Source organism: Clostridium ljungdahlii (assembly GCF_001636845.1).
Taxonomy (GTDB): Bacteria; Bacillota; Clostridia; order Clostridiales; family Clostridiaceae; genus Clostridium_B; species Clostridium_B ljungdahlii_A.
The window spans coordinates 127,262-150,181 of the sequence record NZ_LITT01000063.1; the positions used below are offsets into that span (position 1 = coordinate 127,262).

The window sequence follows — 22,920 nt, forward strand, 5'->3', positions numbered from 1 at the left end:
ATAAAGTTATATTAATTTCTTATTTTATCAACATAAAACGGTATCAACCAATATTTTATATTATTATATCATAATAGATAAAAGTATAAGACTCCTCATATTATACTTTTAAAATTCCTTAAGATATTATAAAAAGGCAGGTGTGATGAATTGGAGATCAAACAATTAAAATATTTTCTAGAGGTTTGCAAACATAAGAGTTTTTCAAAGGCTGCTAAAGAAATTTATATTACTCAACAGGGCTTAAGCAAGGCAATTAGTAATTTGGAAGAAGAACTTCAATATCCTTTACTTCATACTACACCTAAAGGAATCAAAATAACAAAATATGGGCAATACTTACAAAAACGATCGGAACATATTGTACAAGAGTTTGATTTGATTTTAGATGGCATGAATAAAATGGCTAATACCAATGAGGGAACTCTAACCGTATGTTTTAGCTTCGGAGTTCTCAATGCTCTATCACCAGATATTATATCCGACTTTCAAAAAACTTACCCTAACATTAAATTAATTATAAAAACTTATCCTGATTCAATTTGTGAAGAAGTTGTTATGAATGAAAAAGCAGATTTAGCTGTTTCAATTGGCCCCGTTAATGAAAAAACTTTTAATTCTACTGCCATTAAATCTCAGTATCCTTGTATTTTAGTAAATAAAAAAAATCCATTGTCTAAAAAAACATCAGTGGATTTTAAAGAATTAAAAAATGAAAAATTCATTATTCTTAATGAAAAATTTCATTTTTATCACAACTTTATTAATAAATGCAAAGAATCAGATTTTGAACCAAATATAGTCTTTACTACCTCAGAAATTATTACCGTTCATAAACTAAGTCATTTTAATAAAGGTATTGGCATAAGTATTGATTTTATGGCTAAAGATATTAACTATGAGGACATTTATCCAATTCCTTTTAAAGATTCTTCTTTCACATGGGAAATTTGTTTAATAACTAAGAAACGTCGATTCGAACCCAATTTAGTGAAAATATTCACAAATTATATGCTAAATCACTAAAACTAATATACATGTGTTATTTATGCTAATTAAATTTCTTTAGATACTTCTTCCAATACTTCAGCGGTTGAAGAAAGTTCTTAAATAGATGAAGTTATTTCCTCTTTATAAGCACTTTTCAACTATATTTTTATCCGATGACTACCTGCTCTAATACTCCTACTTATCCAAGCAGAAGTAAAGAGCAGCTCCGTCCTGTTTTCCACCTCTAGTAAGCAATTAAATCATAAACTAATGTTGTCCAAAATTACACTAAATTCAAGTAAAGACCACAAAAAACACCCACTAGGCTATTGTAATATCACTACAATACGCAAATGAGTGTTTCTGTATTTAGAGTCCATCAATTTCTTGACGTTTCTTTTCTGGTGCTCCTAGCAGGATTCGAACCTGTGACCTACTGATTACGAATCAGTTGCTCTACCATCTGAGCCATAGGAGCAAAACACAATACTATTTTAATACAAAATTCTATTTTAAGCAAATATAAAAAAAGCTTTTTTATATTATTATCATAATCATCCAAATATGATTAATTTCTTAGCATATCTTCAAAATATATGGATAATACTAAATTATATAGTTAACTCTAACATTAACTAATAATATCTATGTAATTCATTTATCTTTAGACTTTGACTTTCTTTGACCTTTATTGTACTATAATAACTGTAATAAGGATTTACAAAATATAAAAGCAATTTAGCAAACATAGAAAATAAAATCTATAAGGAGGTATTCATTATGTTTGATATGGTTCCATTTAGAAAAAACAATTCTTTAAAAAGAGGCGATGCATTCGATAATTTTGTAGATTCATTCTTTGATAATGACTTTTTCACACCTATGAATATGAATGGTTTTGGCAATGGTTTTAAAGTTGATCTTAAGGAAAATGAAACTTCTTATGTAATTTGTGCTGATCTACCAGGAATAAATAAAGATTCTATAGACTTAGATTTTAACAATAACTATTTGACCATATCTGCAAAAAGAGATGATTCTGCTGAAGATAAAACTGAAAACTTTGTAAGGCGTGAAAGAAGATATGGTGAATTCAAAAGAAGTTTTTACATCGACAATGTAGATGATTCAAATATTACGGCTTCTTTTAAAGCTGGAGTTTTAAGAGTTGATCTTCCAAAACTTAATAGAGAAAAAAGTAACGGCAAAAAAATAGATATACATTAATGAAATTTGATAATTTTCAAAAAATAATAGAATTATATTTAGGAGGTATTCATTATGTTTGATATGATCCCATTTAAAAGAAACAATTCTTTAAAAAGAGGCGATGCATTCGATAATTTTGTAGATTCATTCTTTGATAATGACTTTTTCACACCTATGAACATGAATGGTTTTGGCAATGGTTTTAAAGTTGATCTTAAAGAGAATGAAACTTCTTATGTAGTTTGTGCTGATCTACCAGGAATGAATAAAGATTCTATAGATTTGGATTTCAATAATAATTACTTGACCATATCTGCAAAAAGGGATGACTCTATAGAAGATAAAAATGAAAACTTTGTAAGACGTGAAAGAAGATATGGTGAATTCAGAAGAAGTTTCTACATTGATAATGTAGATGACAAAAACATTACAGCTTCTTTTAAAGATGGAGTTTTAGAAGTTAGCCTTCCAAAACTTTCACAAGGTAAAAGACAAGGTAAGAAAATAGATATACAATAAAAAATTACTTACTATGAAATTAATATAACCAGACTAAAAAGCACTGTAAATAAACTTTACAGTGCTTTTAGCTATTCCTGATGTATAACATCTAAATTACCAAACTTACTGAACTGACCCATCCATGCCAATTTTACAGTGCCTGTAGGACCATTTCTCTGTTTTGCAATAATACATTCCGCAACATTTTTATCTTCTGTATCCTTGTCATAGTACTCATCCCTGTACAAAAACATAACTATATCTGCATCCTGCTCTATTGATCCAGATTCTCTTAAATCTGACAACATAGGCCTATGGTCCGTTCTAGCTTCAGGCGCACGTGATAATTGGGACAAAGCAATAACAGGACATTCCATTTCCTTTGCTAGTGCTTTTATGGATCTAGATATCTCTGAAACTTCCTGCTGCCTATTCTCTGAGCCTTTACCTCCACTCATAAGCTGTAGGTAATCCACAACTATCATATCTATACCATGTTCCATTTTTAATCTTCTGCATTTAGACCTCATTTCCATAATGGATATACCTGCAGTATCATCTATAAATATCTTTGCAGCAGCAAGAGGCCCTGAAGCCCTAGCTATATTTTCCCAATCCTTATCTTCCAAATTTCCCGTTCTTAAATTCAACATATCTACATGTGCCTCGGAACATAAAAGCTTATAAGCTAATTGTTCTTTTGACATTTCAAGAGAAAACATAGCTATTTTTTTACCTTCCCTTAAAGCCGCATATTCCGCTATATTTAAGGCAAAAGTTGTTTTACCCATAGAAGGTCTAGCTGCTACAAGTACCATATCTCCCTTTTGAAAACCCGACGTCTTAGCATCTAACTCTCTAAATCCAGAGGCCACTCCTGTAGTTTCACCTTTATTGTTGAATAACCTCTCTATTTCAGTAAATCCTCTTTCAAGTACAACATTCATAGGCTCAAAATCAGAAACTTTTCTATTACTTGACAAATCAAATATAGATTTTTCAGCCATATCAATGGTTCCTGCAACATCATCTTGGTTTTTATAACTTTCTTCTATTATCTTGGTAGAAGCCCTAATAAGTTTTCTCAGGACAGATTTATCTTTTACAATTTTTATATAGGATTTTAAATTAGCAGTGGACACTATTGATCCGCTTAGTTCACTTATATAAGTTATACCACCTGCTGCTTCAAGTTTTGATCTCGATTTTAAGTTTTCAGTCAAAGTTATTATGTCTACAGCTGTATCTTTTTTATATAAATCAAGTATCGAATCAAAAATAACCTTATGTGAATCCTTATAAAAATCCTCGGTGTTTAGAACTTCCATAGCTTCAACTATTGAGGTTTTATCAATAAGCATAGATCCAATTACACCTTGTTCAGCCTCTATATTATGAGGTATGCTTCTAATAGATGTATCCATACAGATGCCTCACTCCCTAGAATTAAATGTTACCATTTGTTTAATTGATCTACAGGTGAAATAGCAATTGTTTCAAATTAACACTTTGCTTATTTATAATCAGAAGATCAATTCCATAAGTTCCTCGATATTTGATACAGCCTTAACTTCTATATCCTTAATATCATTAGGTACTTCTTTCAAATTTTCTACAGGTAGTAACATTGTCTTTATTCCCTTTCTTCTGGCACCATAAGCTTTTTCAAATATTCCACCTACAGGTTTTATCTTTCCTCTTAAAGATATCTCTCCTGTTACAGCTACATCTTGCCTTAAAGGTTTTTGTAAAAGGGCGCTTATAATACACACTGTAATAGCAGCTCCTGCTGAAGGACCATCAATCCTTCCCCCACCTATTACATTTACATGGATATCATAATCACACATATCTTTATCTGTTATCTTTCTTATAACTGAAGCAGCATTAAATACAGAATCTTTTGCCATACTTCCTGCTGTATCATTAAATCTTACAATTCCCTTGCCCTTTTCTTTAGCTTCAAATGTAACGGCTTCTATTTCTATAGTAGAGCCTATATATCCACTTACTCCTAGTCCATAAATATGTCCAACTTCATAGGTAGACTTTGAAGGAACTTCTTCAAAAGGTACAAGTCTACTTATAGATATAACTTTCTTTAAATCCTCTACTGAAATTTTAACTTTATCATTTAAATCATTTATTTCATTATTATAAAGGACATATCCATAGACATCTGATAATATATTAATAGCTTTTCTGCCTTCAATTGTATATTTACTTATAAATTCAGAGACCCCGCTCTCAATTTCAATATTAAGTTTTTCAGCTGCATCTTCCACTATTTTCTGTATATCCTTCATAGAAAGCGGCTCAAAATAAACCTCAGTGCATCTTGATCTAAGGGCAGGATTTATTTCACTTGGCTCTCTTGTAGTAGCTCCTATAAGTAAAAAATCTGCAGGAGCCCCCTTCTCAAATAAATACTTTATATATTTAGGTATATTCTCATCATCCGGATCATAATATGAAGATGAAAACTCAACCCTTTTATCTTCCAGTACTTTTAGCAACTTATTCTGGAGCATTTCATCCAGTTCTCCTATTTCATCAATGAAAAGCACTCCACCATGAGCTTCTGTAACAAGTCCAGGTTTTGGTTCTGGTACTCCTACCTCAGCTAAGTCTCTCTTAGTTCCTTGGTATATCGGGTCATGTACAGATCCAAGAAGTGGATTTGTAATTTCCCTAGGATCCCACCTTAAAGTACTTCCATCTACCTCTACAAACTTGGCATCTTTTCTAAAAGGTGTAAACTTTAACTTTTTTGCTTCTTCTAAAGCAATTCTAGCTGCTGTAGTTTTACCTACTCCCGGTGGTCCATATAAAATTATATGCTGCGGATAGGGTGATGCTATTTTAGACAGTATAGACTTTATAGCTCTTTCTTGGCCAATTATTTCATCAAAAGTTTCTGGTCTTAGAAGTTTTTGAATGTTTTTGCTAAGCCCCTTAGAATCCAGTACCTCAAGTTGAGCATACTTTTTCAAAGTTTTTGCGTTTTCAGGTCCTTTTCGCTTTTTTATAATACTAAGTCTAACCTCATCCATATATTTATCCTGATGTTCTGTAAGGTTTTTCTCTACTTCCTTTTCAATTTTAGTTCTTACATATCTTTCTGCTAATGTTTCTGCTATCCAATTATTTGTATTTTCTATCGCATCATATACATTTGATTCATCTGGTATCTCAGTCAATCCTTTTCCATCACTAACTATTTTATTTAGAGCATATATTCTTTCAAATAAATTCTCGCTATTCATATAACCTTTTAAATTATACCTTACTACTCTAGAGTTTACAGTACCTTTATCCATTATTTTTTTCAAAAGATCATATAAAACTTTTACTTGAGTATTTATTGGAATAGAATCATTTAATTCCCTATTTAATCCATCAACAAATTGTAATTTCACAAATTTTCCTCCTTATTTCTCTGCAATAACTACTTTTATTTTAGTGGATATCTCAGGATACAATTTAACTTCTACATCATAGGTACCAAGTTGTCTTATGTTGTTAACTGCTATTTTCTTTTTATCCACATTTATATGAAATTTTTTGTTTAATTCATCTGAAATGTCTTTTCCCGTTATTGATCCAAACAACCTTCCATTTTCTCCTGATTTTACATTTAATTTTATCTCTTTTCCCTTTAAGCTAGCAGCAAGTTTTTGTGCTGCTTCTATTTCAGCAAGTTTTTCTTTTCTCTCTGCTTCCTTTTTGTTATTCAATATATGGAGATTTGACTGATTTGCTTCTTCTGCAACTCCCCTTGGTATTAAATAATTTCTAGCATATCCGTCTGAAGCATTTATTACTTGCCCCTTTTTCCCTAAAGTTTTTACGTCCTTTAATAATATAACTTTCATCTATTCTTCACTCTCCTTAGTATATTCATTTATAGCCTCATCTAATTTTTCTATAGCCTCATCTATGGTTACAGATTCTAATTTAGCTCCTGCCATAGTCATATGTCCTCCCCCTCCTAGGCCTTCAAGTATAATTTGAACATTTATATCCCCTAAGGATCTAGCACTAATAAATACTTCATCTTTTATTTTAACAAAAACAAAGGATGCTTGAATACCTGTAATATTTAGTAGCTCATCTGCTGCTTGGGCAGCTAATAATAAATTTGCCATTTCTGGAGGACATACTGCTATAGCAATACCATTATTTATCTTTGCTGATTTTATAATTTCAGCTCTCTTTAAATAAGTCTCAAAATCATAGGAAAAAAGCTTTTTTATATCTATGGTGTCTGCTCCCAATCTTCTTAAAAATGAAGCGGCCTCAAAAGTTCTTACACCAGTTTTAAAATAAAAATTCTTTGTATCCACACATATGCCTGCAAGAAGTGCTTCTGCCTCTATTGGCTTTATATTTGGTTTTTCTACCATATAAGGCAACATTTCAGTAACCAACTCAGAGGTAGATGAAGCATAAGGTTCAATGTAACTTAAAAGAGAATTTTTAATGAGATCTGTAGTTCTTCTATGATGATCTATTATAACTATTCTATCAAACTTCTTAACTAATTGCATATTTTGTACATGTCCTTCACTATGTACATCTACAATTATAAGAAGGCTATTTTCATCTATCTTATCTTCACAATTTTTGCTGTGTATAAAAACATTATCATATTCCTTCTCTTCTTTTATCTTATCTAATATAATTTTTATGCTTTCATTACTATCATCTAATATGATAAAGCATTCTTTATTCATTAAACTGACTACACTGCGAATTCCAACCGCAGATCCTAAACAATCTATATCTGGCTTCATGTGTCCAATTATAAATACATTTCTACTATCCTTTATTATATCTACAAGAGCCTGAGCTATTACCCTAGCCCTTACTTTAGTTCTTTTTTCAATTTCCTTAGTCTTTCCTCCATAAAACAAAAGCTTATCTCCATTTTTTACAACTGCCTGGTCTCCTCCACGTCCTAGTGCCAATTCCTTAGCCGATACTGCATATTTTTCATTCTCTAAAGGAGTATCACCGCCCCTGCCAATTCCAATACTTAAAGTTACTGCAAGTTTATTCCCCATATTTATTTCTCTAATAGTATCAAGTATTTCAAATTTCTTTTCCATTTCTTTTTCTATGTACTTATTTTGTATACAAAATACATATTTATTTGATTCATACTTTCTTATCATAGCATTTAAATTTTGAGCATAGCTATTTATAGTTCTCTCTATTTCGGCTATTATAAGTGGTCTATCATCTTCTTCCATAGGCTTTACTACATCATCAAAATTGTCCACTTCCATTAACATTACTGCATCTTTGTTTGCATTTACTGAATTCATAATTTTAAAGGGTTTTGTTACGTCATAGAAATATAAGAGTATAATTTTATCTTTAGAGTTTTCTGAAGTATCAACTATATTAGTATATATATCATAATATTTATCCTTAATCTTTATATATCTAAATATAGTTTCCCTTCCATTTGCCACCTGCTTAACATTAAAATCTCTTACTACATTCTTAATATTTTGACCTAGTATGTCTTTTCCTTCTAGTATAGAGGAAAAGTTTTGATTATACCAGAGTACATCACCGGTGATTTTTATTATAACAAGTGGAAAAGGAAGTTTTACGAGTGTATTTCTGGTAGCTATATCAAGTTGAGATGAGAAATCTTCTATAAACTTTTTCCACTTACTTTTTTTATATTCGGTATTCTTTACATTGTAAATTACAAGAAATGCATATAGACAGATAGCTATAATTCCAACTATCCTATGCCCATATGCCATCAATATTAAAATAAGAAGAGCAATTATTACCATGTACACTTTATTACCCTTTATAAAGTAATTGTACTTATTATCCATTAAATGAGCCCCCAGTTACTATTTTTTCAATCTTCTATAAGGGTCTAGTTTTCTAAAGTCAAATACCATGTCTATAAATCCAGCCAAGCCATACACTAGGGACAGCTTAGTCATAACTGTAAATACTATAATCAAAACAATAATTTTTTTAGATACCTTATACCTATTCATAAGATAGTATGTAACCAATGATACTCCATCTAGTAAAAATACAAGTTCAAGTATAAGTCCTGAAGAATTAATTAAATACTGCCCAATTGCCATATTGCTTCTGTTAAATAATATTCCTAAAACAAGCACAACACCAACTAATGTTCCTATTCTTGTATTCATATACCATTGATTAAAAGGTTTTGCCTCATTAACTTCATATTTTAACTTTTTAAGCACAGCCCTTGTTATTGTGTAATTTAGATATGCCAAAATAACTGAACTAGCTATAATTACTCCTGGAATAAGTCTCATAATATATTCTGGTGTAAACATCTTAACTAATTCTTCTATAGGTGCCAATTGACTACTTGATACCCCTGCCTGCTGATAAATACTTTTACTTATCTCCATAGATTGGTTGAAATTTTGCACTATTTTACTTACAAAACCATATATTCCATCATTACTCATTAAAACTATGTATATAGTCGTATAAATTGTTGTGCCTAAAGCCATTGCTATGGAAAGAACGATAATTGTAGTTCCAAAATTTTTTTTATTTTTTACACAATATCCTAGTGCAACTCCTGTAAGTCCAACCATTATTATTGAAGATATTGCATATATAGGTTTATAAAACATTGCTATAAATATACCACTAGCTATTACAGAAATCAAAGTAACATTATAATTATGTCTAATATACAAAATCGTTATAGGTATTGGTACTATAAAATTAGCAACTATGGAAACTATAGGTACATATATGTTTACAAGCATTATTATTACTGTAAGTGCTATTGTAAGCCCTGCTTCTGCTAGGGCTCTTGTGTTATATGTCTTATTCTGCATTTTTACCTCCATTATTCCCTTTCTTTGAGATAACTATATAGTTTACTTAAATCTTTGCCATCCTTTTCTATTTTGTCTTCTTCAATTATACCAATTTTCAATTTCTTTTTCATAGTTTGATCTACTGATTTATGTGAGTAGCCAAGCCTCTCTGCAAGTAAATATAATACTATTATTCCCCCGGAAATACAGTCTAGTATGGATTCTTGTGCTACATTACTGCCTCTTGTAAGCAATTTAAAAAAATCTGCTACTATACATAAAAGATTAGCTTTTAGATCTTCTATTATCTTAACATTATACATTATGTTGAAATTTTCTTTTTTCATACAATCATCCTCCTAGCCTTTAATTATATTTTAGTTGCTTTCATAGCTTTATGCAATAAATTAGCATTGATTATGCTGCCAAATCATACATAAATTAAATCTATAGTAAAAAACTAAATATAATTTAAAAAAAGTGAAGAATAAAAATTCTTCACTTTATAGACTACTCTGTTGTAAATGGCAGTAAAGCTATGTTTCTAGCTCTCTTTATAGCTACGGTAAGTTCTCTTTGATGTTTTGCACAGTTTCCAGAAATTCTCCTTGGAAGGATCTTTCCTCTTTCTGTAACATATTTTCTTAATTTATTTATGTCTTTATAATCTATAAATTCAGATTTGTCCATACAAAAAGCACAAACCTTTCTCTTAGCTCTTCTCATTTTGCCGGAATTTCTTCTTCCGCCTTCTCTATTAGTTGCCATAATGCTTTCCCCTCCTTACTTTTAAAAAGGTATATCTCCATCATCTACTGGAGTAATATCTTCTCCATAAATATTCTCATCAAAGTTTTGAGTTTTTCCAAAATTTTCAGATGAAGTTTGATTATATGAGTTCTTTACAGATTTCTCTCCCCATTCTAGGAATTGAACTTCTTCTGCAATAACCTCAGTAACATATCTTCTAGTACCATCTTTAGCTTCATAATTTCTAGTCTGGATTCTACCACTAATACCTATAAGTTTTCCTTTACTCATATAATTTGCAGTAGATTCAGCTTGTTTTCCCCATACAACTATAGGAATAAAATCTGCTTCTTTTTGTCCTTCTTTAGAAAATCTTCTATCAATGGCTATAGTAAAAGTGGTAACTGCTGTACCATTTCCCGGTGTAAATCTCAATTCTGGATCTTTAGTTAATCTTCCAATTAAAACAACCTTATTCAATCAAAACACCACCTATTTTTCATCCTTTACTATTATATGTCTTATAACTGTATCTGTAATCCTGAATACTCTGTCTAACTCTTTTGGTAATTTAGGATCAGCATTAAAATTTATTAAGGTATAATATCCTTCGTTAACTTTGTTTATTTCATAGGCAAGTTTTCTCTTACCCCAAATATCAACGTTTTCTATTACTCCTCCACCATTTTCTATTACACCCTTAAACTTTTCTATGTTAGCTTTGCAAGCTTCTTCATCTAATGATGGCTGTAATATAAATATAGTTTCATACTTATTCATTGATTCCACCTCCTCCCTTTGGGCTAATGGCTGTGATTTCACAGCAGGGACTACAGTTATTCATTTTACTACTTTTTTAACATTAAATCAATTAATTTTTTTAATTATTGTATCCCTTTTTCATCAGGTGAATTTTGCTTAATTATCTTTTTTACACTTTTCTCAAATTTATTTCTTGGAAGCATAACTATTCTTCCACATCCGCAACACTTAATCTTTATATCTGCCCCAAGTCTTATTACTTCCCATTCATTACTACCGCAAGGATGTCCTTTCTTCATTTCAACTACATCACCAATGTAATAAATTTTTTTCATGTACTATTCCCCCTTTAAATTTTTTATTACTAAATAAGGAGTTTTTATGTTTTCCTTTTTTAAAGTTTCTCCTATTTCCCTCCTAAGTTTCATCTCCATATCCCACTGCGTCATGGCCTTAGCTTTACCTGCTACTCTAATAGTTACTCTGTTATCTTTTATATTTGTTATTCCCTGAACAGTAGGTGCTTGGGTAATGGAACTATTTTCTTTAGCAAAATCCTCACATAATTGTGTCATTATTTCTATGACTTTTTGGATATTCTCATCATAAGAAATTTCCACATCTACTGTAATTCTTATGCTCCCCTTAGAATGATTGGTTACTTTTGAAATAAGTCCATTAGGTATTATATGAAGATCTCCATTAAAATCCCTTATTTTAGTAACTCTAAGCTCCATACTCTCTACGATGCCACTTTTATCATCTATACTTATGTAGTCTCCTACGGAAAATTGATCCTCAAATAATATAAAAAATCCATTTATAATGTCTTTTATAATGCTTTGAGAACCTAATCCAACAGCCACACCTCCTATTCCTGCAAAAGTTAAACCAGTTACACCTGCTTTAGGTGATATGACTGTAATTATTGTAAATATTCCAAAAAAGTATACTGAATACCTTAATACACTTTTTAAAATAGCTCCTATAGTTTTAGCCCTTTTATCATTCAATGAAATTTTAAAATCTTTCTGTCTTGAAACATATCTATTTATTATTTTGTTTCCTAGTTTAACGATGAGATACATAACTATAAGTATAAATATCACTTTAATAATTATCCAAATAAAATTATACATAGCTTGTGTGGATATGGATAATTTACCTATACTAATATTATCTCCATACATACTAACTTTAAGAAAAGAAAAAACACCACTTTCTTTCATGTTTTACCTCCAGAATTATAAGCAAATTTGCTTATACCCTAAATTACTTCTTTCATAAATATTTTTAATAATTAACTTTTCTTCATTTATCAAACTTTTTACTGTATCTATATCCTTTCTATCAATTTTTATGCTTATACCACAGCTTTTAGTTATAACTATTGGTGTAGGCATTATATTTATGTCTATTCCCTGTTCTTTTAAAATCTTTTCCCCATTTATAGCTCCGTGAGTATTTTTAAAAGTTACTACATAATATTCTTTCATAATTATAATCTCAGTTTATTAAAGCTGAACCTCCTTGTAAAATTTTACTATTATGTTATATACAACAACACTAGATTACTTTATAATTATTGTATAAAGATTTACTTTTAGTGCATAATTTTAATAAAATTCTTTAAAACAAATACTTATTTTTTATATACCATTATATCAGAAATATGTTTTTTATGAATACATCATACAAACTTAACTAATAATTTACTTTAAAATTGTAAAATCTATGTACCCAACAATATAATTATATAACAAAACACGTTTTATTTTTCATATAAACATAAAAAATATGTTTTATTTAATTTATTAGGAAAAATCAGAAAAGGAGTCTCTTAAATCGTGAATGAATTGATAAACAAAATAAATAGAATTAGTTTATTTATTATACTTTATACTATAACTTTTTTAGTGTTCTTCAGTACACTTAATTACACATTGCCATTTGTTTTAGCTTTTGTTTTTGCTCTAATACTAAAAAGACCTACTCTTTTTATTTCGAGAAAACTTAGAATCAGCAATGCACTATCCTCTTTAATTACTACTATAATATTTTTTACCATAATAATAACAGTATTGTCATTTGGAATAACGGTAGTTACACAAGAAGCCATACAATTGGGTAAAAGCACTCAACTATATATTTCTAGGAATTCTGATAACGTTTATAACTCTTTTTATAAATTACAAAAATACTATAACAACTTAGACCCTTATATAATAAATACTTTAGAAAAAAACTTTACAAATTTTATTACTAAATTGTCGAATATAGCAGTAACTGTTTCAGGTAAATTAGTTTCTTCTTTAATAAACCTATTGACTACAATTCCTTACATATTAATGGTAATATTTTTTACACTACTCGCCACATACTTTTTTACTAGAGATATGACTTCTTCTAAAATAAATATGAATACTTTGATACCGCAAAACAAAACAGATAAGATATTAAAAATATATAATGAAAGTAAACGAATGTTGGAAAATTACATACTATCCTATCTTATAATAATTTTAATAACTTTTTTGGAAACACTCATAGTATTCTCAGTATTTAAGATTAAATATGCCTTAATCCTCAGTATAATTTGTGCTATAGCAGACTTGCTTCCTATCATAGGAATTGGCGCTATATATTTGCCTCTTGCTATTATTTATCTTGCAATATTTAATAATTACATCACGTGCACAGGATTAATTATATCTTACATTTTGGTTTCAGTTATAAGACAAATTATAGAACCTAAAATAGTTTCTTCATCTCTTGGTGTACATCCTGTAGCCGTATTAGCAGCATTATTTATAGGCTTAAAAGCAGACGGACTTATAGGCATAATATTTTGCATATTTTTAGTTGTATTTTTTAATATATTTCATAAATTAGACATGGTGTAAAATTTTATAATAAAAAATGTAAATTATACGTATAATTAACCTCCATATGGCAAAAATCATAATATAGGAGGTTTTCTTATGATTAAAAAATTAACATTAGATTCCGCATGTAGAAATTCCGTATACACTTTAAGAGATAAAATAAGTGATGAAATATATCCCGTTGTTAAATCAGGTAGAACTATCGTAATACTTTGTATAGGAACAGATCGGTCTACTGGAGATAGTTTAGGTCCAATAGTAGGAGATAAATTGAAGTTTCTAATGAGGAATAAAGTTGAACTATATGGTAATTTGCAGTATCCAGTACATGCAAAAAATCTTAAAAATATTATAACTGAAATAAATTCTAAATACAACAAACCTTTTATAATAGCAATTGATGCTTGCCTTGGCACTATTCAAGATGTAGGCAAAATAATAATAGAAACAAAGCCTCTTACCCCCGGATCTGCAATGAAAAAATCATTACCTCAAGTAGGAGATTTAAGTATAACAGGCATCGTAAATATCTGTGGAGCCATGGAATTTATGGTATTACAAAATACCCGATTGTTTACTGTTATGCAACTTGCAGATACAATTTCTAGAGGGTTATATCATTCCATATTAAAGACTATAGGTGGTAAAAAGAATACAAGTTTTTTTCAAAATATAGAAGCTTAATGTTTTACTTATACTAAAATACTCTATCCCTAAGTATATACTCTATTTCTTCTATATTCTTTTTTCCTAAATCAATTATTAGAATATCCTTATTTTTTATATTCAAATTTGCAAGTCCATCATCTTTTAGCTTGCAAATTATAACATCATATTTAGTATCTGAATCATCTGTTACTATTATATATCCTCTTTTTTGCAATTCATCACTTATATGACTTAGATTTTTAGTAACATATATTTTTATATAAAGAACCTCCTTAAAAGATAATTTTCCCTTAAGGAGGTTCTTTATGTAAGTTATTATATTTTCTTATTTACACATTCTTCTAAAACTTGCTTTTCTTCTTGAGATAACTCATATCTTGACATTCCGCTATCAATAGGTTTTGCATAAGTAGTACTCTCATCTCTTCCATATATTCCTGTAATTATTACACCATCATTTTTCCCATCTAGCAGTGCAATTGAAAAACTCAAGTCACTTCCTACATCCTCAAAAGCCCTGTATCTTATAATGGATATTTTTTGAATGCAGTCCTTTATTTTTAAATTTAAGCTATTGTAAAGTTCTTTCATGTCTTTAGATTGTTCTTTTACATCATCTATATTATCTAAGTAACCTACAATAAGTTCTTCTAAATTTTTATTGTTTGAACCTCTCATGATTTTTCTATATCTTTTTTCCAATCTGCTTAAAGATGTAAAAATCACCATATTCATAATTAACAATATCAATACTAATACAGCTAATCCAATTATAATATAAGGTTGTAAACTTCCTATTAAGCTAATAATGTTTTGCATTTCTTTCTCCTTTCATAAAAATGTTTCACATGAAACATTTAAACAAGACTTATCAAATTTTTAGTATATCTAATATTCTCTGCAAATCTTCTTGAGAATAATATTCTATTTGTATTTTTCCTTTATTCTTTTTATCCATTAGTGAAACCTTAGTGCCAAATAAATCTTCTAGCTTTTCTCTTATATCTACATAATAGGGATTTGCTTTTTTTATATTATCATTCTTAGCTGCCTTACTAGAATTTAGATTTTTAATAATTTTTTCTATATCTCTAACTGTTCGATTTTCATCTATTACATTTTGTGCTAATTTATATTGTAGTTCTCCATCGTCCACACCTAAGAGTGCTCTACCATGGCCTTCTGTAATAACTCCATCTATTATATATTCTTGAACTCTGCTGTCTAAATTCAAAAGTCTCATACAATTAGTAATTGCAGTCCTAGATTTACCTATCTTTACACTCAATTCTTCTTGAGTTAAATTAAAATCATTAATTAATCTCTTATAAGCTAAAGCCTCTTCTATTGGATTTAAATCTTGTCTCTGTATATTTTCTATAAGGGAAATTTCTAGAATTTCCTTATCAGATAAATTCATTATGATTGCAGGCACTTCTTTAATATTAGCTAATTTTGCAGCTCTCCATCTTCTCTCACCTGCAACTATGCTATATGCATCATCTCCTGTTTTATTAAGTATAAGTGGTTGTATTATACCATGCTCTTGTATTGATTGAGAAAGTTGTAATATTTTTTGTTCATCAAAGTTTTTCCTAGGCTGAGTTTTATTTGCACTTATTAAGTCAATATCAATAAGTATTGTATCCTTTTTACTTTCTGCATTCTCTTCTAATGCATTTTCAGGTATCAATGCTCTAAGTCCTTTACCTAATCCATATTTTTTATTCAAACCTCACTCACTCCTTTTGCCTATGCAAAAATTCTTTAGTTAATCTTTCATAAGCTTTAGCACCTTTACATTTATCATCATAAAGTACTATAGGTAGTCCAAAACTAGGAGCTTCAGCTAATCTTATATTTCTAGGTATGGTACTTTTATATACTTTATCTTTAAAATATTTTTTTACTTCTGAAATCACTTGAGTAGACAGATTAGTTCTCCCATCACACATACTCATAATAACCCCTTCAATTTTTAAATTTCTATTTAAGGATTCTGTTATCAATTGTACTGTGTTGACTAGTTGTCCAACACCTTCCAAAGCATAAAATTCGCATTGGATAGGTATAATCACACTATTTGATGCTGTAAGTGCGTTTACAGTCAAAAGTCCCAAGGACGGAGGACAATCTATAAATATAAAATCAAATTTAGCTTTTAGCTTTTTTAGACTATTCTTTAATATATTTTCTCTATTTTCTTTATTTATTAATTCCACTTCAGCTCCAGCTAGTTCTATAGTTGATGGGACTATAGAAAAATTATCTATTAACTCACATTTTTTTATAACATTATCTATTTCAACATCTGAAGTTAATATATCATATATAGAAGCTTCTAAATTTTCCTTATCAATTCCCAATCCGCTAGTAGTATTACCTTGAGGATCAATATCTATATTCAATATTTTATATCCTTGCATAGCCAAATAAGCACTTAAATTGATACAAGTAGTAGTTTTACCAACCCCACCCTTTTGATTAAATATGGATATTACCTTCATTTAAATTTCCTCCTTCCAGCTTTATATATTCATCTTTTCTAATTATATATTTTTATTTAAAATAATAAAAGAGTTTTTATTATTAATTAACATTTAAATTTCTATAAAAAAATAAAATGTTTCATGTGAAACATTTTATTTTTTAGGAATAGTAATTATAATCTGAACCTCTTCGTCTGAATCCTCCGAAGTATACTTTGCATTCAGCCCATATTTATCAAAAATCTGCTTAATTGTATTTATATATACTTTAGGAGAAAATATTCCTTTTATTTTCTTTCTTTTATTTTTTTTATTACTAGTGAGCTTGTCTAATTCTTTATTAATAAGCTCTTCCGTTTTTTTTACATTCAAAGATTTCTTAATTACAATTTTTAATATTTTTTTCTGAATCTCTAATGTTGGAAGTTTTAATAAAGCTCTTGCATGCCTTTCAGTTAAATTATTCTCTAGTAACATAATTCTAATTTCTTTATCAAGTCTAAGAAGTCTAATTTTATTTGCAATAGTAGATTGTTTTTTTCCTATAGTTTCAGCTAGTTTCTCTTGAGTATAAGAATGATCCTTTATTAAATTATAATATGCTTCTGCTTCTTCTAAAAAATTCAAATTTTCCCTCTGCAAATTTTCTAAAAGTGCAATTGCAGCAGATTCTTTATCACTTATATCTACTATTATTACAGGGACTTCAGTAAGCCCTGCTTTTTTTGCTGCTCGCAGTCTTCTTTCCCCAGCAACTAATTCGTACTTATTTTCACCTAATTTTCTTACTGACAGTGGTTGAACTATTCCATATGAACTTATAGATTGAGCTAACTCTTCTAAACTTTCTTCATTAAAATATTTTCTTGGTTGATATACATTAGGTAAAATTAAATCTACGGGTATATAATTAACGTTCTTTTGCATATTTAACCATCCCTCTTATGTTTCCTATTGTTAACATTTCTTCACCGTTTTATAAAATCCTTCTAATTTATATAATTTTTATCCGACAAATTATTGCATTTATTTTAGTGGCTTTTTAGAAACTATACCTGCCTTTCTTGGATACATATTTGGTGTTCTCTTAACTTTTTTTATTACGACTAAATTATGATTAAGATCATCATTTTCTATTCTTATTATATCCTCTATTTTCCCACCTAAAATACTAACAGCTTTTTTACTTTCCTTAATCTCATCCTCAACAGATGGACCTTTCATAGCCACAAAATATCCACCTAATTTTATATAAGGAATACAAAACTCACTTAGAACAGTTAAATTTGCTACTGCCCTTGAAACTGCTGCATCAAATTTTTCTCTATACTCAATATCTTTAGAAAAATCTTCTGCTCTTCCGTGTATACATTTTATATCATTTAATTCAATATCTGATATAACTTGATTCAGAAAGTTTATCCTCTTATTTAATGAATCTAAAAGTACTACTTTTATTTGAGGATTAACTATCTTCATAGGTATACCCGGGAATCCAGCTCCTGTTCCTATATCTATAACATTAGAAATATCTCTTAATGGTGAAAATTTAAATATTTTTACACAATCTATAAAGTGTTTTTTTATTATATCTTCATCTTCTACTATAGTAGTAAGATTAATTTTGTTGTTCCAAAATTTTAATATATCCTTATATTTTATAAATTTATTATACTTTTCTTCATCAAATTCTAGTCCTACATCTTTACATGCAGTATCTATAATTTTAAAATATTGCATATTTAGTTCTCCAATCTACCTTCATTTACAGATCCTTATCTCTATATTTTTTCTCCATATAAATTAGTAAAACAGAAATATCTGCTGGAGAAACTCCTGAAATTCTAGAAGCCTGACCTATACTCATAGGTCTTATCTTTTTTAATTTTTGGGTAGCTTCTATTCTCAATCCATTTATCTTATCATAGTCTATGTCTTCAGGTATAATTTTATTTTCAAATTTTTTAAATTGACTTACTTGTTCTAATTGTTTCTCAATATACCCCTCGTATTTGGAAATAATGTTAACTTCTTCTTGAATATCTTCCCCAAGCTCTGGTCTATCTACATCAAGTGGTTGTACCTTAAAATAGTCAAGCTCTGGTCTTTTAATAAGCTCATACAAACTTGTAGTTTTCTTCAATTCAGAAGAACCTATAGAACTTAAGAAATCAACTACTTCTTTTTTAGGCGTTATGTGAATATCTTTTATTCTTTCAACTTCTTTCTCAATGTTACTTTTTCTTTTTAAATATTTTTCATATCTTTCTTCGCTAACAAGTCCTATTTTATGTCCAAGTTCCGTAAGTCTCAAATCTGCATTATCTTGTCTCAGTATTAGCCTATACTCTGCTCGTGACGTCATCATTCTGTAAGGCTCCTGAGTTCCCTTTGTAACTAAGTCATCCACTAAAACACCTATATATCCATCTGATCTCTTTAAAATAAGAGGTAGATTGCCTTGTGATTTAAGAGCAGCATTTATACCTGCAATTATTCCCTGAGAAGCAGCTTCCTCATATCCTGAACTTCCATTTAGTTGACCTGCACCAAACAATCCTTCAACTTTTTTAAATTCCAGTGAAAGTTTTAGTTGTGTTGGATTTATACAATCATATTCAATAGCATAACCTGTTCTTAAAAACTCTACATTTTCAAGTCCAGCTATAGTTCTATACATAGCAATCTGCACATCTTCTGGCATAGAAGTAGATGCCCCATCTACATATAGTTCGTCCGTATTTTCACCTTCAGGCTCTATAAATATCTGATGCTTTTCCTTGTCTGGAAATCTCATTACTTTATCTTCTATTGAAGGACAGTACCTAGGACCTACAGATTTAATAGAACCATTATAAAGTGGAGATCTATTTATATTATCTCTTATTACTTTTAAAGTATTCTCTGTAGTATACGTTAAATAACAAGATATTTGACTTCTATCTAAATTTCCACTCATAAAAGAAAAAGGAACTATTTTCTTATCACCTGGTTGTTCTATCATTTTTGAAAAATCAACGCTTCGCTTATTTACCCTAGCTGGTGTACCAGTTTTAAACCTTCTAAGTTCTATACCAAGATCAAGCAAACTCTGGGAAAGGTCATTAGCAGGCATAAATCCATTTGGTCCCGAATTATAACTTACGTCTCCTATGATAACTTTACCCTTTAGATAAGTGCCTGTAGCCAAAACCACAGTTTTCGTTTCAAAATATGCTCCATTCTTAGTTAATACACCACATACTTTTCTGTTATCATCTGTCCTTATACTTAGTACTTCTATTTGTCTTAAAGACAAGTTACTTTGTTTTTCAAGTACCTCTTTCATTCTAATTGAATAGTTTTTCTTATCAGCCTGAGCCCTAAGTGAATGTACTGCTGGTCCTTTAGAAGTATTAAGCATTCTTGACTGTATAAAAGTATGATCAATATTTACACCCATCTCTCCACCTAAAGCATCTATTTCCCTTACTAAATGCCCTTTAGCAGTTCCACCAACATTAGGATTACAAGGCATAAATCCTACACTATCTAAATTCATTGTACACACTAAAGTCTTACAACCCATTCTAGCAGCTGCAAGTCCTGCTTCACAACCTGCATGACCTGCTCCCACAACTATTACATCATATTTTTCTGAAAAATACTCCAATTTTTAACTACCTACTTTCCTAAACAAAATTGTGAAAATATTTTATCAATTATATCTTCTTCTAAGGTGTCTCCAGTTATTTTCCCAAGATTATCCCATGCATTTCTTATATCTATAGATGCCAAATCTATAGCAGATGTATTCTTTAATGCTTCTAAAGCTTCAATACAACTTTCCTTAGCTCTTATAAGTCCTTCCTTATGTCTAGCATTAGTTATAAATAAATCTCCTGGTTTAACCTCACCTTTAAAAAACAAGTCTTTAATACATGTTTTTATCTTATCCAATCCTTTACCTGTCTTTATTGAAGTTTTTATTATACAACTGGAATCCAAATTACAAATGTCGTCTAAATTTATTTTATCATTTATATCAATTTTATTTAATAGAATTATATATTTTTTATCTTTTATATAATTCATAATCTCTTTATCTTCATCATCCAATTCTTCACTTGAATCCAGCATTAATATGACTAAATCAGCTTCATCTATCTTTTGTTTAGATCTCTCTACACCAATTTTTTCTACCAAATCCTCTGTTTTCCTTATTCCTGCAGTATCAATTACCTTTATAGGAATTCCATCTATATTCATATATTCCTCTATGACATCCCTTGTTGTACCTGGTACATCTGTAACTATTGCCCTATTTTCTCTAATTAAAGAATTTAAAAGTGAGGATTTACCTACATTAGGTTTTCCTACAATTACTGTATTCAATCCATCTCTGACTATCTTACCTTCTTCTGCAGTGCTTAATATATGATTTATTTCGTCTAATATTTCCTGTAATCTCATGGAAACCTTCTCTGATGTCATTTCTTCTAAGTCTTCTTCAGGATAGTCCACTGTAGCTTCTATATGTGCAATTACCTCCAAAAGCTTTTCTCTAAGTGCGTTAATTTCTTTAGAAATCTTACCTGTAGATTGCTGTACAGCTGACTTCATCGAAAGTTCAGTTTTTGCTCTAATTATATCAATTACCGCTTCCGCCTGACTTAAATCTATCCTTCCATTTAAAAATGCCCTCTTTGTAAACTCTCCTGGCTCTGCAATTCTAGCTCCAGATTTAATAACTTCCTCGAGTACTTTCTTAGTTGCCACAACTCCACCGTGACAATTTATTTCAACTGTATCTTCTGAAGTATAACTTTTAGGGGATTTCATAAAACTAACAAGTACTTCATCTAGTAATTCACCACTACTTTTTTCTACTATATAACCATATCTCATAGAATAAGGTTTCATATTCATTAAATTTCTATTATTTTTTCCTTTAAATATACTATTAACTATTTTAAGTGAATCACAGCCTGAAATCCTTATAATCGATATGCCACCTTCACCTAAAACAGTAGCTACAGCTGCTATTGTATCAAACTCTTTCATTATTTCACTTCCTCAAAATATAATTTATAAGTATACTTCTACACATAAAATAATCTACATCTAGCTAATGTCTAAAATTATTATGGGAAAAATAATTATTTTGTATCTCCCATTTATTTTTCTAAATGTAAAAAAGAAAGCCTTTAGGCTTTCTTTAAATCCACTACAACTCTTCTAAAGGGTTCCTGACCTTCGCTATATGTATTCACATAAATATTATTTTGAAGGGCAGAATGAATTATTCTTCTCTCGTAAGGATTCATTGGTTCTAACTTAATTATTCTACCTGTCCTCTTAACCTTTTCAGCTACTCTTCTAGCAAGTCTCTTTAGTGTTTCTTCTCTTTTAAATCTATAATTTTCTGTGTCTAAAACAACTCTCTTATATTCTGTATCATGATTTTTATTTATTACAAGACTTACAAGATACTGAAGTGCATCTAACGTTTCTCCCCTATATCCTATAAGTATTCCCATTTCTTGACCAGTTAAATACATTTTTATGCCATTTTTGTCTTCTTTTATTTCTATTTCAGCCTCTACCTTAATTTTATCTAAAATACTTTTCAAAAATGTTTTAGCTTCATTTATATAATCTCTCTTAACCGTAACTCTTATTTTGGCTGGCCTCGTTCCTATAATATTAAAAAAACCTTTATTGCCTTCATCTAAAACTTCCATTTCCACTTTATCTTCTTCAACTTTTAATTCAGAAAGTGCAGTTTTAAATGCATCCTCTACTGTCTTCCCAGTCGTTTCTATAAAATCCATAACA

At 29.5% G+C, this 22,920-nt stretch carries 26 protein-coding genes and 1 tRNA gene; 5 read left to right on the forward strand and 22 right to left on the reverse strand.

The genetic code is table 11. The features are described 5' to 3' along the window. Nucleotides 1-150: 150 nt before the first annotated feature. The gene (locus WY13_RS18730; protein WP_063557086.1) at nt 151-1,026 is read left to right on the forward strand and encodes a LysR family transcriptional regulator; all 876 of its coding nucleotides are present in this window, start codon (nt 151-153) and stop codon (nt 1,024-1,026) included. A 366-nt stretch (nt 1,027-1,392) separates the two neighbouring features. Here the strand turns inward: WY13_RS18730 and WY13_RS18735 are convergent. Beyond that, nucleotides 1,393-1,468: transfer RNA gene (locus tag WY13_RS18735), tRNA-Thr, on the reverse strand. A 302-nt stretch (nt 1,469-1,770) separates the two neighbouring features. Between WY13_RS18735 and hsp18 (WY13_RS18740) the strand changes: the two genes are divergently transcribed. Together hsp18 (WY13_RS18740) and hsp18 (WY13_RS18745) are read left to right on the forward strand one after the other, a co-directional pair. Then, nucleotides 1,771-2,217 carry a heat shock protein Hsp18 gene (gene hsp18 / locus WY13_RS18740; protein WP_063557087.1) on the forward strand — a complete coding sequence of 149 codons (447 nt, stop codon included), beginning with the start codon at nt 1,771-1,773 and terminating at the stop codon, nt 2,215-2,217. 54 nt (nt 2,218-2,271) lie between these two features. Then, complete coding sequence (hsp18, locus tag WY13_RS18745; RefSeq protein WP_063557088.1) at nt 2,272-2,718, forward strand: heat shock protein Hsp18; 447 nt, start codon at nt 2,272-2,274, stop codon at nt 2,716-2,718. A 71-nt stretch (nt 2,719-2,789) separates the two neighbouring features. Here hsp18 (WY13_RS18745) and WY13_RS18750 read toward each other — a convergent pair whose 3' ends face one another. The 12 genes from WY13_RS18750 to WY13_RS18805 all read right to left on the reverse strand — a co-directional run bounded on the left by WY13_RS18750 (nt 2,790) and on the right by WY13_RS18805 (nt 12,556). Next, nucleotides 2,790-4,124, reverse strand: a complete 1,335-nt coding sequence (locus WY13_RS18750) for a replicative DNA helicase (RefSeq protein ID WP_063557089.1) — start codon at nt 4,122-4,124, stop codon at nt 2,790-2,792. Between the two features lie 99 nt (nt 4,125-4,223). Continuing rightward, complete coding sequence (lonC, locus tag WY13_RS18755; RefSeq protein WP_063557090.1) at nt 4,224-6,119, reverse strand: Lon family ATP-dependent protease; 1,896 nt, start codon at nt 6,117-6,119, stop codon at nt 4,224-4,226. 12 nt (nt 6,120-6,131) lie between these two features. After that, the gene (gene rplI / locus WY13_RS18760) at nt 6,132-6,575 is read right to left on the reverse strand and encodes a 50S ribosomal protein L9 (protein ID WP_063557091.1); all 444 of its coding nucleotides are present in this window, start codon (nt 6,573-6,575) and stop codon (nt 6,132-6,134) included. Next, nucleotides 6,576-8,561, reverse strand: a complete 1,986-nt coding sequence (locus tag WY13_RS18765; protein ID WP_063557092.1) for a DHH family phosphoesterase — start codon at nt 8,559-8,561, stop codon at nt 6,576-6,578. An 18-nt stretch (nt 8,562-8,579) separates the two neighbouring features. Beyond that, nucleotides 8,580-9,566 (reverse strand): YybS family protein, encoded by a 987-nt coding sequence (locus WY13_RS18770; RefSeq protein WP_063557093.1) that lies wholly within the window; start codon nt 9,564-9,566, stop codon nt 8,580-8,582. An 11-nt stretch (nt 9,567-9,577) separates the two neighbouring features. Then, nucleotides 9,578-9,895 carry a MazG-like family protein gene (locus WY13_RS18775; RefSeq protein ID WP_013240839.1) on the reverse strand — a complete coding sequence of 106 codons (318 nt, stop codon included), beginning with the start codon at nt 9,893-9,895 and terminating at the stop codon, nt 9,578-9,580. Between the two features lie 163 nt (nt 9,896-10,058). Beyond that, the gene (gene rpsR, locus WY13_RS18780) at nt 10,059-10,316 is read right to left on the reverse strand and encodes a 30S ribosomal protein S18 (protein ID WP_063557094.1); all 258 of its coding nucleotides are present in this window, start codon (nt 10,314-10,316) and stop codon (nt 10,059-10,061) included. 21 nt (nt 10,317-10,337) lie between these two features. Further along, nucleotides 10,338-10,778, reverse strand: a complete 441-nt coding sequence (locus tag WY13_RS18785; protein ID WP_063557095.1) for a single-stranded DNA-binding protein — start codon at nt 10,776-10,778, stop codon at nt 10,338-10,340. Nucleotides 10,779-10,790: 12 nt separating this feature from the next. Then, the gene (gene rpsF / locus WY13_RS18790; protein ID WP_063557096.1) at nt 10,791-11,078 is read right to left on the reverse strand and encodes a 30S ribosomal protein S6; all 288 of its coding nucleotides are present in this window, start codon (nt 11,076-11,078) and stop codon (nt 10,791-10,793) included. Nucleotides 11,079-11,182: 104 nt separating this feature from the next. Beyond that, the gene (locus WY13_RS18795; protein ID WP_063557097.1) at nt 11,183-11,395 is read right to left on the reverse strand and encodes a DUF951 domain-containing protein; all 213 of its coding nucleotides are present in this window, start codon (nt 11,393-11,395) and stop codon (nt 11,183-11,185) included. A 3-nt stretch (nt 11,396-11,398) separates the two neighbouring features. Next, the gene (locus WY13_RS18800) at nt 11,399-12,289 is read right to left on the reverse strand and encodes a mechanosensitive ion channel family protein (protein ID WP_063557098.1); all 891 of its coding nucleotides are present in this window, start codon (nt 12,287-12,289) and stop codon (nt 11,399-11,401) included. 15 nt (nt 12,290-12,304) lie between these two features. After that, complete coding sequence (locus WY13_RS18805) at nt 12,305-12,556, reverse strand: DUF3343 domain-containing protein (RefSeq protein WP_063557099.1); 252 nt, start codon at nt 12,554-12,556, stop codon at nt 12,305-12,307. A 351-nt stretch (nt 12,557-12,907) separates the two neighbouring features. Here WY13_RS18805 and ytvI point away from each other — a divergent pair, with 351 nt between their 5' ends. Both ytvI and yyaC read left to right on the forward strand, forming a co-directional pair. Continuing rightward, nucleotides 12,908-13,963, forward strand: a complete 1,056-nt coding sequence (ytvI, locus tag WY13_RS18810) for a sporulation integral membrane protein YtvI (protein ID WP_063557100.1) — start codon at nt 12,908-12,910, stop codon at nt 13,961-13,963. A 78-nt stretch (nt 13,964-14,041) separates the two neighbouring features. Beyond that, nucleotides 14,042-14,629 (forward strand): spore protease YyaC, encoded by a 588-nt coding sequence (yyaC, locus tag WY13_RS18815; RefSeq protein WP_063557101.1) that lies wholly within the window; start codon nt 14,042-14,044, stop codon nt 14,627-14,629. A 13-nt stretch (nt 14,630-14,642) separates the two neighbouring features. Here the strand turns inward: yyaC and WY13_RS18820 are convergent, their stop codons facing one another. From WY13_RS18820 to jag, 9 genes are all read right to left on the reverse strand, one after another. Next, nucleotides 14,643-14,933, reverse strand: coding sequence for a YkuS family protein (locus WY13_RS18820; protein ID WP_082848572.1), 291 nt, complete (start codon nt 14,931-14,933; stop codon nt 14,643-14,645). Continuing rightward, nucleotides 14,930-15,433: a DUF4446 family protein gene (locus WY13_RS18825; protein ID WP_063557103.1), complete on the reverse strand. Its 504-nt coding sequence runs from the start codon at nt 15,431-15,433 to the stop codon at nt 14,930-14,932. The genes WY13_RS18820 and WY13_RS18825 overlap by 4 nt, the downstream gene beginning before the upstream one ends. A 52-nt stretch (nt 15,434-15,485) precedes the next feature. Beyond that, entirely contained in the window at nt 15,486-16,346 is an 861-nt protein-coding gene (locus WY13_RS18830; protein WP_063557104.1) for a ParB/RepB/Spo0J family partition protein, read from the reverse strand. Nucleotides 16,347-16,353: 7 nt separating this feature from the next. After that, nucleotides 16,354-17,121: a ParA family protein gene (locus WY13_RS18835; protein ID WP_063557105.1), complete on the reverse strand. Its 768-nt coding sequence runs from the start codon at nt 17,119-17,121 to the stop codon at nt 16,354-16,356. A gap of 135 nt (nt 17,122-17,256) precedes the next feature. Then, nucleotides 17,257-18,030 (reverse strand): nucleoid occlusion protein, encoded by a 774-nt coding sequence (gene noc / locus WY13_RS18840; protein WP_013240852.1) that lies wholly within the window; start codon nt 18,028-18,030, stop codon nt 17,257-17,259. Nucleotides 18,031-18,129: 99 nt separating this feature from the next. Further along, nucleotides 18,130-18,843 carry a 16S rRNA (guanine(527)-N(7))-methyltransferase RsmG gene (gene rsmG, locus WY13_RS18845; protein ID WP_063557106.1) on the reverse strand — a complete coding sequence of 238 codons (714 nt, stop codon included), beginning with the start codon at nt 18,841-18,843 and terminating at the stop codon, nt 18,130-18,132. A gap of 25 nt (nt 18,844-18,868) precedes the next feature. Continuing rightward, the gene (mnmG, locus tag WY13_RS18850) at nt 18,869-20,755 is read right to left on the reverse strand and encodes a tRNA uridine-5-carboxymethylaminomethyl(34) synthesis enzyme MnmG (RefSeq protein ID WP_063557107.1); all 1,887 of its coding nucleotides are present in this window, start codon (nt 20,753-20,755) and stop codon (nt 18,869-18,871) included. An 11-nt stretch (nt 20,756-20,766) separates the two neighbouring features. Next, entirely contained in the window at nt 20,767-22,146 is a 1,380-nt protein-coding gene (gene mnmE, locus WY13_RS18855; RefSeq protein WP_063557108.1) for a tRNA uridine-5-carboxymethylaminomethyl(34) synthesis GTPase MnmE, read from the reverse strand. Between the two features lie 143 nt (nt 22,147-22,289). Continuing rightward, nucleotides 22,290-22,916, reverse strand: a complete 627-nt coding sequence (jag, locus tag WY13_RS18860; RefSeq protein ID WP_063557109.1) for an RNA-binding cell elongation regulator Jag/EloR — start codon at nt 22,914-22,916, stop codon at nt 22,290-22,292. Nucleotides 22,917-22,920 lie beyond the last annotated feature (4 nt).

Coding starts and splice junctions, on each gene's coding strand:
- WY13_RS18835 (WP_063557105.1), bottom strand. CDS start 17,121: ATGAAGGTAATATCCATATTTAATCAAAAGGGTGGGGTTGGTAAAACT.
- WY13_RS18765 (WP_063557092.1), bottom strand. CDS start 8,561: ATGGATAATAAGTACAATTACTTTATAAAGGGTAATAAAGTGTACATG.
- noc (WP_013240852.1), bottom strand. CDS start 18,030: ATGCAAAAGAACGTTAATTATATACCCGTAGATTTAATTTTACCTAAT.
- WY13_RS18775 (WP_013240839.1), bottom strand. CDS start 9,895: ATGAAAAAAGAAAATTTCAACATAATGTATAATGTTAAGATAATAGAA.
- WY13_RS18800 (WP_063557098.1), bottom strand. CDS start 12,289: ATGAAAGAAAGTGGTGTTTTTTCTTTTCTTAAAGTTAGTATGTATGGA.
- rpsR (WP_063557094.1), bottom strand. CDS start 10,316: ATGGCAACTAATAGAGAAGGCGGAAGAAGAAATTCCGGCAAAATGAGA.
- jag (WP_063557109.1), bottom strand. CDS start 22,916: ATGGATTTTATAGAAACGACTGGGAAGACAGTAGAGGATGCATTTAAA.
- rpsF (WP_063557096.1), bottom strand. CDS start 11,078: ATGAATAAGTATGAAACTATATTTATATTACAGCCATCATTAGATGAA.
- rplI (WP_063557091.1), bottom strand. CDS start 6,575: ATGAAAGTTATATTATTAAAGGACGTAAAAACTTTAGGGAAAAAGGGG.
- WY13_RS18750 (WP_063557089.1), bottom strand. CDS start 4,124: ATGGATACATCTATTAGAAGCATACCTCATAATATAGAGGCTGAACAA.
- WY13_RS18805 (WP_063557099.1), bottom strand. CDS start 12,556: ATGAAAGAATATTATGTAGTAACTTTTAAAAATACTCACGGAGCTATA.
- yyaC (WP_063557101.1), top strand. CDS start 14,042: ATGATTAAAAAATTAACATTAGATTCCGCATGTAGAAATTCCGTATAC.
- rsmG (WP_063557106.1), bottom strand. CDS start 18,843: ATGCAATATTTTAAAATTATAGATACTGCATGTAAAGATGTAGGACTA.
- hsp18 (WP_063557087.1), top strand. CDS start 1,771: ATGTTTGATATGGTTCCATTTAGAAAAAACAATTCTTTAAAAAGAGGC.
- hsp18 (WP_063557088.1), top strand. CDS start 2,272: ATGTTTGATATGATCCCATTTAAAAGAAACAATTCTTTAAAAAGAGGC.
- mnmE (WP_063557108.1), bottom strand. CDS start 22,146: ATGAAAGAGTTTGATACAATAGCAGCTGTAGCTACTGTTTTAGGTGAA.
- WY13_RS18825 (WP_063557103.1), bottom strand. CDS start 15,433: ATGCAAAACATTATTAGCTTAATAGGAAGTTTACAACCTTATATTATA.
- WY13_RS18770 (WP_063557093.1), bottom strand. CDS start 9,566: ATGCAGAATAAGACATATAACACAAGAGCCCTAGCAGAAGCAGGGCTT.
- WY13_RS18795 (WP_063557097.1), bottom strand. CDS start 11,395: ATGAAAAAAATTTATTACATTGGTGATGTAGTTGAAATGAAGAAAGGA.